The sequence below is a fragment of the Dyella sp. EPa41 genome, assembly GCF_016586165.1.
Taxonomy (GTDB): Bacteria; Pseudomonadota; Gammaproteobacteria; order Xanthomonadales; family Rhodanobacteraceae; genus Dyella.
On sequence record NZ_BCPR01000012.1, the window covers coordinates 50,824 to 67,481 of the forward strand.

The window sequence follows — 16,658 nt, forward strand, 5'->3', positions numbered from 1 at the left end:
ATGCATCCATTCCAGACCTCTCCTCTCAGCGTGCCTCGTGAAGGCGCTTCCATACGGCGGCGTGGATCGCAGGCGTGCCGGCGAGCACGCTGCGCGAATCCAGGCCAAGCGGTTGGCCGTCCAAATCGGTGAACACCCCGCCCGCTTCGCGCACGATCACCGCTAGTGCGGCGACATCGAGAATGTTCACGTCCGACTCCAGCACCAGGTCCAGGCTGCCGCGTGCCAGCAGGTGGTAGTGGCAGAAATCGCCGTAGCCACGAAGGCGATTGGTATCCCGTATCAGGGCGCCCAGCTCGGCCCAGCGGGCATCGGCGGTAAGCGACTTCACGTTGCCGATGGACAGCGATGCCTGCGCCAGCGTCGCCGTCGGCGCGACGCGCACCTGCTCGCCTTCGAACCAGCAGCCGCCACCGGCGCTGGCCCACATGGTCTCGCCATAGATCGGCGCGCTGGAAACGCCCAGCACCAGCTCGCCGCGATGCATCAGGGCGATCTGCGTGGAGAAGAACGGCGTGCGACGCACGAAGCTCTTGGTGCCGTCGAGCGGGTCCACCAGCCACAACAGCTCGGGGTTACCCTCGTCGCGCCCGAATTCCTCCCCGTAGATCGAGGCCTGCGGCAAGGCCTGTTGCAGCACCTTGCGGATGGCCATTTCCGCCTCGCGATCGGCAACGGTGACGGGCGTGTCGTCGCTCTTGAGCTCGACGTCCACGCCGCGACGCCAGTAGTGCCGCAATACCTCGGCAGCGGCCTGCGCGGCTTCGCGCGCCGCGGCAAGCGCGTGTGGCAGGTTCGGTTCAGCCATGATTTTCCCCGGACATGGTGGCCGCGAGGCCACCGGTGTAATGGATGTGCGTGACGCCATCGGCATCGACCGGGCCGAAGGCGGCTAGCCAGCGAGTCAAGGCGGGCATCGGTTCGCGCGGCGCCGCCGCGGCATGGAAGCGCCAGGCCAGCGGGCTGAGTTGCAACGCGCCGTCGATGCGCAGTGGACCACTGCCGACATCATAAAGATGACCATCGACCACGCCACTGCTGCCGTGCAAGGCCAATCGCAAGGTGCCCAGCGGCACATCGCCCTGGCGAGGCGTGCGCAACGATGCCGCCTGCCACTCCAGGTGCGCATCGAGTACGAGTGGCCACCCGCCCTGCAACTGTGCCTTGGATGCCTCGGCCACGAGGATTCCGCGCGGTTTTCCGCCGGGAAGCGTCAGGTGTGCGTTCAACAGGTCGAGATCAACGCGCATATGGACGTCCGTCCACGTTGCCTCGGTGGCGCTGCGGCCGCGCATGCGACCATGAAACTGCAGGCGCGGCCCCTGCAGGTCGACCAGGCACTCGGGGTCGCCCAGCAGCAAGGCGCTTCGCGACAGCTGCCAGTCCAGCCGTCCCAGATCCTCGCCCCTGGCCGACACGACGTGGCCCGCATGACCATCCCAGAGCAGGCCGCCCACCTGTTCCAACTGGATGCCGCCGAGGCGACCCGCCAACAGCGGCAGCACCCAGCGCGCGGGCAGGAACCACGCGAGGGCAACGCCGATGAGCAGCAGGCCAAGCAGGCCGGCCAGTGCGATACGCCAATGCTTCAAACCAATTCCCAGGGATTTGGAAGACTTGAGCGGGCATGCTCGAAACCCCGATCATAGCCGGATGAACACCCTTCCCGCTGCCGACGCGCTGGTGCGTCGAGACCTGAGCCGCCTGTGGCACCCTTGCACGCAGATGCACGATCACCAGACGGTGCCCATGGTGCCTATCGCGCGCGGCGAAGGCGCATGGCTGGTCGGCACCGACGGCCGGCGCTATCTCGATGGCATCAGTTCGTGGTGGACGAACCTGTTCGGGCATGCCAATCCGCGTATCGCTGCGGCGCTGGCCGAGCAGGCGCGCACGCTGGAACACGTGATTTTCGCCGGCTTTACCCATGAACCCGCGGTGGCGCTCGCCGAGGAACTGGTGCGCGTGACGCCGCCCGGGCTCGAACGCGTGTTCTATGCCGACAATGGTTCGGCGGCAATCGAAGTGGCGCTCAAGATGAGCTTCCACTACTGGCTCAACCAGGGCCACGGCGAGAAGACGCGCTTCATCGCGCTCACCGGCAGTTACCACGGCGAAACGCTGGGCGCCTTGTCGGTCAGCGACGTGGCGCTGTACCGCAAGACATACGCGCCGCTGCTGCTCACGCCCATCCTTGCGCCTTCGCCCGACGCCTACGAAGCAGAGCCCGGCGAAAGCGCAGCCGCGGTCGCACAACGGCGACTCGGCCAATTGCGCGTCCTGCTTGAGCGGCACGCCCACGAAGTTTGCGCTGTGATCGTGGAACCGCTGGTCCAATGCGCCGGCGGCATGCGCATGTACCACCCGGATTACCTGGCCGGGCTGCGCGCACTGTGCGACGAGTTCGCCGTGCACTTCATCGCCGACGAAATCGCAGTCGGCTTCGGCCGCACCGGCACCTTGTTCGCATGCGAACAGGCCGGCGTATCGCCCGACTTCATGTGCCTGTCCAAGGGACTCACCGGCGGCTTCCTGCCGCTGTCGGCGGTGCTCACCACCACGCAGGTGTATGACGCTTTCTACGCGGAGTACAGCGCGGGCAAGGCCTTCCTGCATTCGCACAGCTACACCGGCAACCCGCTCGCCTGCCGCGTGGCGCTCGAAACGCTCGCGATCTTCCGCGACGAACCCGTGCTCGAACGCAATCGCGAACTGGCGGCACACCTGGCACGGCGGCTCGATGCGCTACGCGACCACCCGCATGTGGCCGACGTGCGCCAGACCGGCATGATCGCCGCCGTCGAACTGGTAGCGGACAAGCATCGCCGCACGCCCTTCCCCGCCAGCGACCGGCGCGGCCTGCGGGTCTATCTGCACGGGCTCACCCAGGGCGCGTTGCTGCGCCCCCTGGGTGACGTCATCTACTTCATGCCGCCCTACGTGATCACCACGCAGGAGATCGACCGGCTCGTGGACACCGCCATCGAAGGTATCGGGCGGGCCATCGCCGGCTGACAGGCGGTCAGTGCCCGCCTTGGATGGTCACGCTCGGGTCGAGCTTCTGCAGCGCCGGGCCCATGGTGGTTTCACCCGTGTTCTGGATGTCCTGGCGGTTGTAGCTGCGTCCGGGCACCGTCAGGCAGCTGCCGTGCTTGGCCGGAATCATGCTGCCCGTCGTCTGCAGGCAGCTGCGATCGCCGGGCCTTGGCGGGCCCTGCTTGACCGCCTGCGAGCCAAGCGGCTGCACCTGGCCCTCCGGCAGCGCCTGCATGCTGTTGCCGGTGGCCGGTGTCGTGCTCTGCGCCATCGCCAGCGGGCTGGCCGCGAGGGCAACCGCCACGCCGAGAAAAAGTGCCATCGTGGACTTGTTCATGCTCCACCTCCGGGAATGAGGGACGACTTCATCCTGCGCCTGCCCGACTCGGCAGGCAAATCCAGGCCCGTCGTGGTCGCCGCGTGTTCAGCTTCCGCCGCACGCGGCGCGTGAGACGGCCCGCCGCTGTCCGTTATGCTTTCGGTTTCCACCATCATAGAACGCGCCATGCGCACCATTCGCATACACGTCGACCAGCCGCTTGCCGTCGGCCTGGCACTGGCCCTGCCGGCGCAGGCCGGCGAGCACGTGGCGCGCGTGCTGCGGCTGGTGGCCGGCGACCCGGTCACGCTGTTCAACGGCGACGGCCACGACTTCCCCGCCGTCATCGAGACCGTCGGCAAGCGTGAGGTCACGGTGCTGGTGCAGGCCGCCCAGGCGATCGCCAACGAGTCGCCGTTGCCGCTGACGCTCGCCCAGGGCGTGGCTCGTGGCGAGAAGATGGACCTGATCGTGCAGAAGGCGACGGAACTGGGAGTCGCCCGCATCGTCCCGCTGCTGACTGAACGCTCCGAAGTGAAACTCGACGCAGCGCGTGCGGAAAAGCGCCTCGCCCACTGGCGCGCCGTGGTCGCCAGTGCCTGTGAGCAAAGCGGACGCGCCTGCGTGCCCGAAGTGAGCCCCGCGCTTCCGCTGGAAGCCTGGCTGAAGGGATTGGCGGATGACGGCGCCTTGCGCCTCGCTTTGCTGCCCGAAGGCGATCAGCGGGCCAGCCAACTGCGTTTCACGTCCGCGGGTGGCCTGCTGGTCGTGGGACCCGAGGGCGGCCTGGGCCAGCGCGACACGGCGGCCCTGGCCGACGCGGGCTTCATGGGGCTCAAGCTGGGGCCGCGCATACTTCGCACGGAAACGGCCGGCCTGGCTGCATTGGCAGCCCTGCAGGCACTGCACGGGGATATCTGAAGCCGCGCCGCCCCGATGGAGACGGCGCAGCGGCGTGCTCAGCTGGCGAGATCGAGCAACTCGATCAGCTCGGCCTCGATGCCTTCCAGATCCGGGATGACCGCGATGTCGTCACGTACCAGCACCTGGGCCTTCACGCCCGGCGGCAGCGGTGCGCCGTCGTGGGTGGGAATGATCAGCTCCGCGTTGAGCGTGGTCAGGCGCGGGAAGCCCTGCGTGACCACGGCCACGAACGGCAGGTCGGCATGACCGCCGAGCGCCTTGAGCACCGCCACGCGAACGGCCTGCTCGCTGTCGCCCTCGCCGGCGCCTGCCAACGTGCTGAAGGACAGCAGCGGCACGCGCCAGCCACGCCAGGCGATACGGCCAAGCAGCCATGCCGGCGCGGCTTCCACCGGTTCGGGCGTGGGCAGGGTGATCACTTCGGCCACGGTCGCGTTGGGCAGCAGCAGTCGCAGGTTGCCCACCGGCACCAGCACGCAGCGGATTTCACGCGGTAGCGGTAGCTCGCTCATCGCCGGCCCTCCATCGATATCTCCTCGACCAGGCGCGCCGCCAGCTCGGCGGGCGTGCCGGAATAACTGTTGAGGCGCTCGGCTTCAATGCCATGCACCATATCCGTGAAGTGCGAGTCGGGGGACGCCTGCACCCAGACCTGGCCGCCACGGTCGTAGATGGCCTGCGAGCCACCGAGCGCATCGTTGGCCTGTCCGGCGAACACGATCGCCAGCGCGTTGCGGCCGAACACATTGGCCGCCATGGTGAAGCTGGCATCGATCGGCGAGCTGCCCCGTCCGTCCTGCCCATCCAGCGGCTGCAGTTCGATGCGGCCGTCGCGCTGCACGCGCGCCTGCTGCCCGGCGGGCACCACGAGCACCTCGCCCATCCGCGCACGTGCGCCATGGGACGCCACGTTCACCGGCAGGCCGCAATGACCCGTCATCCGGTCAGCCACGGTTTCGGCGGAGGTGCCGCCCATGTGCTGGACATGCAGCACCGTGGCGCGCAGGTCCATGGGCAGTTGCGACAGGAACGAACAGACGGCATCGGTGCTGTCGGCGGCGGCGCCAATCACCAGGATGCGGCTGATCGCGCCATCGAGATCCGACAGCACCATCTCGTGCCCGCCCTCATAGGCCTTGGGCGCGATGGCTTCTTCGATCGATACCAGTTCAAGCGTCATGCCCGGCTTGAGGAAGGAGTCCTCCTCGCTGCCGCCTTCCGGCGCCAGGTATTCCGCGGCGCTGAGTTTTTCGATGCCGAAATCGGCGGACTTGCCTGGCGTGACGGCGACCGCGACGGGCGCATCCTCTTCATCCACCAGCGACCAGCCCGACGCCGACCCCAGCAGGGAGGGCGAGCCTTTCGTGGTGGCCTCGCCGGTGACACCCGGCATGAACGAGTCATCCAGTGGCGACAACGAAAGATGATCGAGCTGGAACGACGGCATGACGCGCGAAGCCGGCTCCTGTGCCTCGAATTCGACCGGTGCCGGCCCTTGCGTGGCGAGCGTGTCGACGCCGAAGTGGCCATCGTGCAGCGGCGGCAGCTCGTCCTCGGTCACGAATTTGAGCGAACCGAAATCGTCTTCCGCGGCCTGCGGCTCATCGGCCGCCATCAGCGCCTCGAGTTCAGCGGCCAGCGTTTCCGCAACAGCCGTCGCCTCGCCGCTTTCGATCGTCGCCTCGGGCTCGGCCTGCGACCCGGCGATGTCCAGCAGCGGCTCCGGCTCGAACTCCGATGCGGCCATGGCCTGGAATGCATCCGGTTCGGCAGGCGCGACTTCGCTGACGACCGTTTCGGGCACCACGGCCGCATTGTGCGGACGCGGCGGATCCAGATCACCCTGCGCCATCACCTTCACCGCGAGATGGCGCGCCCAGCGGGCGCGATCCCAACCATCGAGCTTGCGGCTGGCCTGCGCGTCGTTGAACACCACGCGCGGATAATCGCCATCGATCACGTCGTAGAGGCGGTCCAGTTCGTCCTCGGCCTCTTCGTCCAGGTTCACCACCAGCACCTGCGCGCCGGTAGTGTCCAGCAGGGTTTGGCTCAGCGTGGACATCGCGCCTTCGTGCACGATCCGCGCACCGCGCTCGCGGAGCGCTTCGCGCAGCTGGCCGCCCAGTTCCACATCGTCGAAGAAAAGCGCAACAGCGATCGACGACTCAGCCATTGAGCGACTCCAGGGTGCGCTGCTCCAGCACCTCGCCGATCTGCGCCAGCAATTCGGCTTCCTGGTACGGCTTGCCGAGGTAGCGGTCCACGCCGATGTCGAACGCGCGCTGGCGATGCTTATCGCCGGTACGCGACGTGATCATGATGATCGGCACGTCGCGCAGACGCGGGTCGGCCTTCATGTGCGTCGCCAGCTCGTAGCCGTCCATGCGCGGCATCTCGATGTCGAGCAGCATCAGGTCGGGCACGCGGTCATGCAGCTTCTCGAGCGCGTCGACACCATCCTTCGCGGTGGTGACTTCGTACTCGTGGCGTTCCAGCACGCGGCCGGTGACCTTGCGCATGGTGATCGAGTCGTCGACCACCATCACCAGCGGACGCACGCGCGGCTCTTCCACCACCGGCGTGGCGACGGCGCTGAGGCCTTCTTCCAGACGCTGCAGGCGACGGGCGGTGCCATGGCGGACCAGCGGGGCGAGATCGAGAATGATCAGCACCGAACCGTCGCCCATGATGGTCGCGCCGAGGATGCCCGGCACCGAACTCACCTGCGGGCCGACCGACTTCACCACGATTTCGCGCGAGCCGATCACGGCGTCGATGCGGATCGCGGCGCGCAGGTCGCCCGAGCGCGTCAGCAGCAACGGGATCTGCTCTTCGTCGGTGGCGTGGCTGGCCGCGATGCCGAGCAGGTCGGACAAATCGTGGATGCTGTAGTCCTCGCCGGCATACGTAAACACCGGCTCGGCCTCGGCCACGCGCTCCGCCAGCTCCGACGGCGAGATGCGGGCCACGCCCTGCACCGAGGTCATCGGGATGGCGAAGGTGGCCTCGCCGATGCGCACCAGGATGGCCTGGGTGACGGCGAGGGTGAACGGCAGGCGCAGCACGAAGGTGGTGCCTTCGCCCGCCGTCGATTCGATCGACAGCGCGCCACCGAGCTGCTTGATTTCGTTCGCGACCACGTCCATGCCCACGCCGCGGCCGGCGAGCTGGGTCACGACGCTGGCCGTGGAGAAGCCCGGCTGCGTGATGAGCGCAAGCACCTGGTCGTCGCTGATGCGGGTATCGGCACGGATCAGGCCGCGCTCGATGCCGCGCGTGCGGATCGCCTCGCGGTCCAGGCCGCGGCCGTCGTCGCTCACGCGCACCACCACCTCGGTGGCTTCGCGCGCCACGCGGATGCGCAGGGCGCCTTCTTCGGGCTTGCCCGCCTTGCGGCGTTCGGCCGGCGATTCGAAGCCGTGCACCACCGCGTTGCGCAGCATGTGCTCGAACGGCGCCTTGATGCGGTCGAGCAGGTTGCGATCCATTTCGCCGTGAGCGCCTTCGACGTACAGCTGGGCGCTCTTGCCTTCTTCCTGCGCGGCCTGGCGCAGCGTGCGGCGCAGGTTCGGCACCATCGTGTCGAACGGCAGCATGCGGGTGCGCAGCAGGCCTTCCTGCAGCTCCGAGCTCACGCGCGACTGCTGGATCAGCAGCGTTTCCGCCTGTCGCGTGAGTTCGTCGAGCATGCCCTGGATGGACACCAGGTCGGATACCGACTCGGCCAGCGCGCGCGAGTACTGCTGCAACTGCGAGAAGCGGTCGAGCTCGAGCGGGTCGAACACCGCCATGCCCGCTTCGCGATGCTCGCGCTGGAAGCGTGCGATGATCTGCGCTTCGGTTTCGATTTCCAGCATGCGCAGCTGGCTGCGCAGGCGCTGCACGGTCTGGTCGAGTTCGACCAGGTTGAAGCGGTAACCGGCCACCTGCTGTTCGAGGCGCGAACGGTAGATCGCCACCTCGCCGGCGTGATTGACCAGCGTGTCGAGCAGTTCGGCGCGGACGCGGATCTGTTCCTGCGACGTGCTCGCGGCCTCTTCGCGCTCTTCCGGCAACAGCTCCGGCAGCTTGGCGCGTTCGGGGAACGGCACCCGCGTCGCCGACGCCGGCGCGGCGGACGCTTCGGAAGAGCCTTCGCCCATGCCGAGGAAGCGGTCGATCATCGCCTGCGGGTAAGCGATCGACTTGCCATGCGACACGCGCTGGACCAGACCATGCAGCAGGTCGAAGCCTGCCTCCAGCGCGGCGATCAGTTCGCCGAACTGCGCCGACTCCGGGTTCAACGGCTTTTCGAGCGCCGTTTCGATGGCGTGGGTAAGGTCGCCCACCGGCGCCATGCCGGCGATGCGCGCACCGCCCTTGAGCGTATGCAGGTCACGCTGCAGCTCGGCGAGGTGCGCCGACTCGGTCGGCTCCACGCGCCACTGCGCCAGCACGCCGTCGGAGTGGTCGAGGATTTCGCGGGCTTCTTCGATGAAGATTTCCAGCAGGTCGGGGTCGATCTGGCTGGGCGACACCATGCCCTCGCCGTCTTCGTCCTCGACTTCCTGCGACGGCGCGGCCGTCTCTGCAGGCGCCGCGGCGACGGGCTCTTCGGCGACGGTCTCGGGCACCGGCTCCACGACAGCCTCAACCAGCGGCTCGATGGCGAACTCGGTGGCCGGAACCAGCGCTTCGATGCTTTCCTCGGTCACGTCGATGCCGGCGTCGACCGGCGCCATGTCCTCGGCCGCTTCGGGCTCTTCGGAAATCGCGGCGACGTCTTCGGCCGCCACGTGGAACGTGACGTTGGACGCCGCGTCCTCCGCGGCCTCGGCGGGCTCTTCGATCAACCCAAAGGCCAGGGCCTCGTCGAGATCGATTTCCTCGGCGACCAGGCCCTCTTCCAAGGGGTCAACCGCTTCGGCGGCAGGCGCGATCTCGAGCGACTCCACGTCGCCGAGCAGTTCGGCGTAGACGTCGGCAAACTGGTCTTCGTCCACACCGGCATTCGGCAAGGACAAGCCGACCGTCGACTCCGGCCCGGGCGCCACCGGCCCGGCCGGCGGCAAGTGCGCGTCGAGGTTGAATTCACCCAAGGCGGCGAGCAACTCGTCCGCGTAGTTGTCATTGGCCGACTCGGTCGGCGCGACCAGATTGGCATCCCACTCGGCGCCGTGGCCGGAGGCATCCGAAAGCGCGGCATCGAGCGAAGCACCCAAGGCTTCTTCGTGTGCGCCCTCGCCCGCGGCGGCAACGCTGTCGAGTTCATCCGCATGCGGTTCGAACAGCACGTGGGCGACCTGCGGCTCGGGCTGGCTGTCGCGCAGCTCGGTCAGGCGCTGGATCAGGCCGTCGAGATCCGGCAACTGCGGCGACGGCGCGTCGAACTGGTTCATCACGTGGTCGACGGCATCCGCGCTCTGGCTGAGCAGGTAGACGCCTTCGGCCGACAGCGGCAAACCGGCCGCGCGCAGGCGCTTGAGCAGGCTTTCCAGCGGGGACAGCAGCTGGGTGAGCAGCGGGATGTCGACCATGGCGATGGCGCCGTGCAGCGTATGCACGGCACGCAGCAGGCCATCGTCGACGCGCAACTCGCCGTCGCCGCGATTGATGTTGGTGCGGATCGTGGCGAGGTACTGCGCCACTTCGCTGCGCAGGATTTCCAGTAGCACCGGATCGATCGGCGGCATCACCGGCGCTTCGATCAGATGATCTTCCGTTGCAACCGGCGCCTCCTCGACCGGCTCGATGCCAGCCAGGCTGTCCGACGGAATATCGGCTGCGGAGGCGCGGACGCGCGGTACGCGGCGGCGGACCACCCGGCGAACCGTTTCGGTGGCCATCGGAGCCACGTCGGCGATACGTGCGTCTTCCTGGCCGGCGGCAATGCGCTCGGCCGTGTCCATGATGGCAGCCACCGGCGCCGTCACGACGTTTTGGCCGGTCAGCGCGGCACGCAGTTGCGGCAAGGCATCGATGGCGGCCGAGACCACGGCCTGCACGCCTTCGTGCGGCGCGATCGACTGATCGAGCACGCGGTTGAGCATGTTCTCCACCTTCCAGGCGAACTCGCCCAGCAAGGTGGCGCCGACCAGGCGGCCCGAACCCTTCAACGTATGGAACGAGCGACGAATCGAGGTGAGCTCGTCCAGTCGCGTCGGATCGACCAGCCACGCCTGGCGGGCGGCATGCAGGCTGTCGATCTCTTCCTGCATTTCCTCCAGGAAGATGTCGCGGATGTCGTCGTCGATGCCGGCGGTGCTGGTGTGGAAGCCGGCGTCGACAGCAGTGGAGCCTGCGACCGGCACCTCTTCGACGATTTCTTCTTCGATCTCGATCCAGTCGTCTTCACCGGCGCCCACGACTTCCTGCGGGCTGATGTGCTCGCTGTCGGCGAGGCGCAGGCCGGTGATTTCGTGCGGCGCCGGTTCCGGCGTCTCGCTGTGGCCCACGACCAGGCCAGACAGATCCTCGCCATGGGCGAGGCTCACGCTCTCGGTCAATTCCGGCTGGTTGGCCAACGCGGCGGCCAGCGCCGCCTCGGCCGTCTTGGCGACGTGCTCCGGCGCGTCATCCAGCTCGTCGTGTTCGACGACGCGTGCCGCCGGCGGCGGCCAGTAGCCGAGCGTGCTCAGGCTGTGCTCGGCGACGTCGAGAATGTGTTCCAGCCCGCCACGATGTTCGCGTGCGGCCTCGAGGTAGTACTCCAGCGCGGCCAGCGCGTCGGCCAGATGATCCATCTGCGCGCTGCTGGGCACGCGACGGTCGGCGAGAAGCTCGTTGCCGACGAAGCGGCCGATGCCTTCGGCGAGCTCCGCCGGGCGTGGCGCCGACAACATGCGCATGGCGCCGGCGACTTCATCCATCAGCGTGGCGACGTCGGCCAGTTGCTGCGGCTGCCAGCCCGACTCCACGTAGGCGACGATCGCGTCCTTCACCTTGCCGGTGTTGGCCGTGGCCTCGTGCATCAACGTGGCGAGGATATGGCGCGCCTCGCTGCGCGGCAGCATGGCGGTGGCGCTTTCGGGCACGTGTTCGTCTTCGGCGCCCAGGCTTTCGATGTGGTCGTCGAGCGAAGCCTCCACGTACAGCAGCGCACCGGCGACGTCGAGCAGCAGCTCTTCGTCGGGCGCACGCACGCGGTTGGCGATTTCATCCAGCACGCGGCGCTGTTCGTTGACCACGCGGCGCGGCACGCCCAGGGCGAGCATGCCCAGCGTGTCACCCACGCGCTCCAGCACCTCGGTCTGGCTGGCGAGCTGGGCCGGGTCGGCGTCGGCCTGGCGCAGGAACAGGTCCAGCGCCTCCTTCACGCGCAGAAGGTCGTCCTTCAGCGCCTTGGCGACGGAATCGAGCAGGGCGCGGTTGTGGCCCGACATCGAGCCGCGCGCGTGCTCGACTTCGCTCGCCTCCGGCAGCAGCGCGTCGAGCGCATAGGTCTGGCGCAGCTGCTCCATGCGCGGGCTGCCCTGGCGGACCTGGCCCACGACGTACAACAGCTTGCGCGCGAGTTCGTCGGCGTCGCCGCCACGCAGGCTCGCTTCGCCATGTTCGACCAGCTGGCGGATGCTGCGATCGACCTTGCCGATCAGCTGGCGTACTTCACCCGCCTGACCCTTCAGCGCGCCATGCTGCACGCCCTCGAGCACGCCGGCGGCGATCCACCACAGGCGGCGGCCCGGCACGCTCTGGCAGCGCGCGGTGATGGCGTCCAGCGTCTGGATCATGCCTCCCAGCTGCTGGTCGTTGCCCTGGCCACGGAACCAGCCGAGCAGCTGCTGCTGGAAACGCAGGCGCAGCGTGGTGATCTCGCTGCGCTGGCGTTCCACCGAGATGGTCTGCGGCGCGTGCGGGGCCTGCGGCGGCAGCACGACTTCCAGGTCCGGCGTGAACAGCGCCGACTCGTGCAGCGCCTGCTGGCCACGACTGGAACGCAAGTCGTTGAGCAGCGGCAGCAGCACCACCGGCACGTCGCGATGACCGCCGGAAAGGCGTTCGAGGTAATCGGGCAGCTGCATCAGGCCGCGCATCAGCGCGGCGTAGGCTTCCTCGCGATCGGCCACGTGGTCTTCGAGCAGCGAGATGGAGAGTGTCTCCATCTCTTCGGTGACCATCGCCGCGCCATACAGCTCGACCATGCGCAGCGTGCCCTGCACCTGGTGCAGGCTGTCCGCACAGGAGCGCATCGCATCGCGGTTGCCCGGATTGTCGACGTAGGACTCCAACGCCTCGCGGGCGACCGAGAGCGTCTCGTCGAGCTCGGGCTTGACCCACTGCAGGGTGGTGAAATCGATGTTGTCTTGAAGTCTCATGCGCCCCTCTCAGCGGCCACGTAACGCTTTGTCACGCAACCGGCGAGGTTGCCCCCTGTGAAAATCGTTATTAGAGCCTGAACTATGTCTTTCCATTGCCCGCGTTGGTCATCTGCGCTTGCCAGGGAGTGATGCGTGGTGCCGCACCTGACGGGTAGTCAGGTCAAGCCGCGCACGACTTCCTGCCGGGAGCCGATGGCCAACCCTCCGGGCCAGGTCTGTTTGCCCGCCATCCTGCGTCATCACTCGGTCGTGTATCGACATACATTCCCTCGTTCTTCCTTGTCTGGCAGGCAAACCGGTTCTGGCGCGGGCAATGGGAAGACATGGTTCAGGCCCTCCCTACTCAACCCGGCAGCTTGAAGTGCGCCACCGAACGACGCAGGTCGCTCGCCAGCTGCGCCAGGTAACCAATCGAATCGGCCGTCTGGCTTGCACCCTGCGAGGTCTGCGAGGTGATTTCCTGGATCGCATTCATCGATACCGAAATATCGGTTGCCGCGGTCGACTGCTGGCGCGCCTGCGTGGAGATGTTTTGAATCAGCGCGGACAGGTCGTGCGACACGCGCTCGATGTCGCCCAGTGCGCTGCCCGCGTCCTCCGCGAGTCGGGCACCGGCCACCACTTCCGCGGTGGTCTGTTCCATCGAGTTCACCGCCTCGTTGGTGTCGGACTGAATCGTCTGCACCAGCGTTTCGATTCGCTTCGTCGCGCTCGCGGAGCGTTCCGCGAGGCGCTGCACTTCGTCCGCCACGACCGCGAAGCCGCGACCCGCTTCACCCGCCGAAGCCGCCTGGATGGCAGCGTTCAAGGCGAGGATGTTGGTCTGCTCGGCAATGTCGTTGATCAGTTCCACGATCGAGCCGATTTCCTGCGACGATTCACCCAGACGCTTGATTCGCTTCGATGTTTCCTGGATCTGGTCGCGGATCGAGTCCATGCCCGAAATCGTCTCGCGCACCACTTCGGCGCCGCGCGAGGCGATTTTCACCGAGCGCTCGGCCACGTCGGCCGACTCGGCGGAGTCCTTGGACACCGTATCCATCAGGCTCGCGATCTGGTTGATCGCGGTGGTGGCGGTGCTGATCCGCTGGGCCTGGTGCTGCGCGGATTCGGCCAGGTGGCGCGCGGTGGTCTGCGTTTCCTGGGCCGAGGACGACACCTGCTCCGAGGTTTCGTTGATCGTCGTCACCAGGGTGCGCAACTCGTCGATGGCGTAGTTCACCGAGTCGGCGATGGCGCCCGTGATGTCCTCGGTCACCGTGGTCTTGACGGTCAGGTCACCTTCGGCGAGCGAACCCATTTCGTCCAGCAGGCGCATGATGGCCTCCTGGTTGCGCTGGTTGAGTTCGGTCGATTCCTGGAAGCGGCGGCGCTGGTCGGCCACGAGCTGGACCACGAGGACGATCAGGAAGGCCGCTGCGCCGATCGCGCCGAGCACGCCCCACCACAGGTTGGGGAACAGTCGGCGGGTCGGCAGCTTGGCGATCTGGTCAGCGAGTTCGTTGGCGCGCAACAGCACGTTCTGCGAGTCGAGCGAGGCCTGGTTGCCAGCGCGCTTCACGTCGGTGAGGCCGCCTGCGGCGCCGACCAGCTTGCCGACCGGATCCTGCAGGTTGTCCCACTGCGTCTGCATGTCAGTGAGGATCTTGCGCGCGTTGGCGTCGCCCATGGCGCGCACGCCCACTTCGGCGTTGCCTTCGAGCAGGCCCTTGAGCACCGAACCGTAGAGCTGGCCATCACGCGCCAGGCCGTCGGCGGCGGGCTGCGAGGCGTCGCCACCCTGCAGCACTTCCTGCACTCGGCGGATCATGCGGTCGGCCAGGAGCATCTGGCGGGCGGAGGTATAGGTCTGTTCCGCGCTGCCGCCGCGCTGCTGCAGGATGTTCACCACCTGCTCCATGCTGGAGTTCAGCAGCGGCAGGTCGCGCGACAGGGTGCCGGCACGCTGGGCCGAATCCACCACCAGCGCCTTGTTGGAGAGGATCTTGCCGATGTCGGCGTCGAGCTGTCCCCAGGCATTGCCCAGCGCGGCGACGGCGCGACCGGCCGGCGTGGCGTTGTTGTCGGCATAGGGCTTCAGGCCGCCCTTTTCGTCGCCCTTGATCAGGCGCTGCACGGCCGAGTCGATGGCGTTGCGGTTGGTTTCCAATTCCTTGAAGGAATCGACGTTACCGTCCGCGGCCTCGAGCGCATATTTGGCCGTCTGCTGCGACAACACCTGGATCTGGGTGGTCAGACCCACGGCCTGGGTGTCCTCGCGGCCCCTCAACGTGAGCATGACGAAGTCCACACCCGTGAAACCGAACGCGATGATCAGGGCAATGATGAGGCCCGTATAGCCTCTTTCCTTGCCCACGCCCCCTGTAGTGCTCATTTCGTTCACCTCGCCCGTCTACACCTTGCCGCCCTTGTCGGAAGGTGTCGGTACATCGCCCTGAATCCGGCCTCACACGGCACCGGTCCTACTTATGTTCCAACGTTTTGCCCGTCAGGCCGCGGCCTGGCGGAAATCCGGTGCACGTACCAACTTGCCCATGCTGAATACCGCCAGCTGGGGTTCGCCCACGCGCTCGTCGACGAAACGCGACAGGCGCGGATCTTCTTCCTGCTGCGCATTGCGGCGCTGTTCGGCGTCCACCGTGCGCTGGCCGAACACCTCGTCGACCACCAGCGCCACGTTGCCGCCGCCCTGCCGGACGATCAGCAGGCGGGTGCGCTCGGTGTGCTGGGTGCGCTCGCCAAACAGGAAGCGTGCCAGGTCGATCACCGGCACCAGGTTGCCGCGGACGTTGGCCACGCCCATCAGCCAGGCCTGCGTGCCGGGAACCTGTGTCATGGCCGGAACCGCCAGCAGTTCGCTGATCTCGTCGATGCCGCTGACGAAGAGGCGACTGCCCGCGCGGAAGCCGATGCCGCGCCAGAGGCCCGGCGCTTCCAGCTTCTCCGGCGTGCCCGAGGCATGCGCCAGCGACAACTGCTCATACCTGGCAAGGATTTCGAAGGGCGAAAGCGCGGCCGTCTGGGTCATCGTCGCCTCAGGCAGCGCTAGGCAGCAGATCGTTGATGCAGGCCAGCAGGTCCTTTTCGTTGACCGGCTTGGTGATGAAGGCGCGCGCACCCTGGCGCAGCCCCCATACGCGGTCCGTTTCCATGGACTTGGTGGTGATCATGACGATCGGAATGCTCGATGTCGCGGGATCGCGCGTGAGCGTGCGCGTGGCCTGGAAGCCATTCATGCCCGGCATGATGACGTCCATGATGACCAGGTGGGGCTTGTCCGCGCGCACGCGCTCGATGCCTTCTTCGGCATTGCCCACGGAATCGACCTTGTAGCCGGCACGCTCCAGCAGCGTAGTGAACACGCGGACGTCGGTCGGCGAATCGTCGATGATGAGAATATTTGCCACAGGTCCCCCTAGACCCTGTTGCCGCGGTTTTTACGCCGTGGCGACGTGTCGATGAATGGCGCCAAGCAGCTCATCTCGGGTGAACGGCTTGGTCAAATATTGTTCGGCGCCCACGATGCGGCCACGCGCCTTGTCGAACAGGCCGTCCTTCGAGCTCAGCATGATGACGGGCGTGCCGCGGAACTGCGGGTTGTTCTTGATGAGCGCGCAGGTCTGATAGCCGTCGAGTCGCGGCATCATGATGTCGACGAAGATGATCGCGGGCTTCTGGTCGGAGATCTTGGCGAGCGCCTCAAAGCCGTCGACGGCCGTAAGCACGTCGCAGCCTTCTTTCTTGAGCAAGGTCTCTGCCGTTCGACGAATGGTTTTCGAGTCGTCGATCACCATGACCTTGAGGCCGGCCAGGCCATTTCCACTTATGTTCAAGTTCACAACACCCCCCTGCGACCCGCCCCAGGCTCAGGAAAATCGTGGCATCGTCGGCGACGCGCCGACAATCTCGTATGGACACAGAAATACAGCAAAGTTCCCTACGACGTACGACATCACTCAGCCGGCAGGCACTCGTGCGTAGCTGTTTACCGCCTGCCCGACGTGACGTCAAGCTGAAATCTCGCGTGCAGCGTCCTACGTCATTGTATCGGGCAATGACCGGGGAGACGGGTTGACAGGTTG

Annotated in this window: 12 protein-coding genes; 2 read left to right on the plus strand and 10 right to left on the minus strand. The window is 67.0% G+C overall.

Annotated elements, in window-relative coordinates; translation table 11 throughout:
- Positions 1-25 precede the first annotated feature (25 nt).
- Both JMF82_RS06205 and gspN read right to left on the minus strand, forming a co-directional pair.
- Positions 26-808 (minus strand): inositol monophosphatase family protein, encoded by a 783-nt coding sequence (locus JMF82_RS06205; protein ID WP_201313661.1) that lies wholly within the window; start codon positions 806-808, stop codon positions 26-28.
- Complete coding sequence (gene gspN / locus JMF82_RS06210) at positions 801-1,592, minus strand: type II secretion system protein N (protein ID WP_201313662.1); 792 nt, start codon at positions 1,590-1,592, stop codon at positions 801-803. Before gspN ends, JMF82_RS06205 begins: the two co-directional genes overlap by 8 nt.
- Positions 1,593-1,653: 61 nt before the next feature.
- Between gspN and JMF82_RS06215 the strand changes: the two genes are divergently transcribed.
- Positions 1,654-3,015: an adenosylmethionine--8-amino-7-oxononanoate transaminase gene (locus JMF82_RS06215; RefSeq protein ID WP_201313663.1), complete on the plus strand. Its 1,362-nt coding sequence runs from the start codon at positions 1,654-1,656 to the stop codon at positions 3,013-3,015.
- A 7-nt stretch (positions 3,016-3,022) separates the two neighbouring features.
- On the opposite strand, the gene JMF82_RS06220 is transcribed toward JMF82_RS06215, so the two are convergent.
- Positions 3,023-3,373, minus strand: a complete 351-nt coding sequence (locus JMF82_RS06220) for a hypothetical protein (RefSeq protein WP_201313664.1) — start codon at positions 3,371-3,373, stop codon at positions 3,023-3,025.
- A gap of 168 nt (positions 3,374-3,541) precedes the next feature.
- On the opposite strand from JMF82_RS06220, the gene JMF82_RS06225 reads away from it, so the two are divergent.
- Positions 3,542-4,276: a 16S rRNA (uracil(1498)-N(3))-methyltransferase gene (locus tag JMF82_RS06225; RefSeq protein ID WP_201313665.1), complete on the plus strand. Its 735-nt coding sequence runs from the start codon at positions 3,542-3,544 to the stop codon at positions 4,274-4,276.
- Positions 4,277-4,314: 38 nt separating this feature from the next.
- Here JMF82_RS06225 and JMF82_RS06230 read toward each other — a convergent pair whose 3' ends face one another.
- The 7 genes from JMF82_RS06230 to JMF82_RS06260 form a co-directional block, all read right to left on the minus strand.
- A complete protein-coding gene (locus JMF82_RS06230; protein ID WP_201313666.1) occupies positions 4,315-4,791 on the minus strand; it encodes a chemotaxis protein CheW in 477 nt (158 codons plus the stop codon).
- Positions 4,788-6,452 carry a chemotaxis protein CheB gene (locus JMF82_RS06235; RefSeq protein ID WP_201313667.1) on the minus strand — a complete coding sequence of 555 codons (1,665 nt, stop codon included), beginning with the start codon at positions 6,450-6,452 and terminating at the stop codon, positions 4,788-4,790. Before JMF82_RS06235 ends, JMF82_RS06230 begins: the two co-directional genes overlap by 4 nt.
- Positions 6,445-12,573, minus strand: coding sequence for an Hpt domain-containing protein (locus tag JMF82_RS06240; protein ID WP_201313668.1), 6,129 nt, complete (start codon positions 12,571-12,573; stop codon positions 6,445-6,447). The genes JMF82_RS06235 and JMF82_RS06240 overlap by 8 nt, the downstream gene beginning before the upstream one ends.
- A 346-nt stretch (positions 12,574-12,919) precedes the next feature.
- Positions 12,920-14,950: a methyl-accepting chemotaxis protein gene (locus tag JMF82_RS06245; protein ID WP_201313669.1), complete on the minus strand. Its 2,031-nt coding sequence runs from the start codon at positions 14,948-14,950 to the stop codon at positions 12,920-12,922.
- Positions 14,951-15,064: 114 nt separating this feature from the next.
- Positions 15,065-15,604 (minus strand): chemotaxis protein CheW, encoded by a 540-nt coding sequence (locus tag JMF82_RS06250; RefSeq protein ID WP_201313670.1) that lies wholly within the window; start codon positions 15,602-15,604, stop codon positions 15,065-15,067.
- Positions 15,605-15,611: 7 nt separating this feature from the next.
- Positions 15,612-15,983: a response regulator gene (locus JMF82_RS06255; protein ID WP_201313671.1), complete on the minus strand. Its 372-nt coding sequence runs from the start codon at positions 15,981-15,983 to the stop codon at positions 15,612-15,614.
- Positions 15,984-16,013: 30 nt separating this feature from the next.
- Complete coding sequence (locus tag JMF82_RS06260) at positions 16,014-16,415, minus strand: response regulator (protein WP_304487912.1); 402 nt, start codon at positions 16,413-16,415, stop codon at positions 16,014-16,016.
- Between the last annotated feature and the right edge of the window lie 243 nt (positions 16,416-16,658).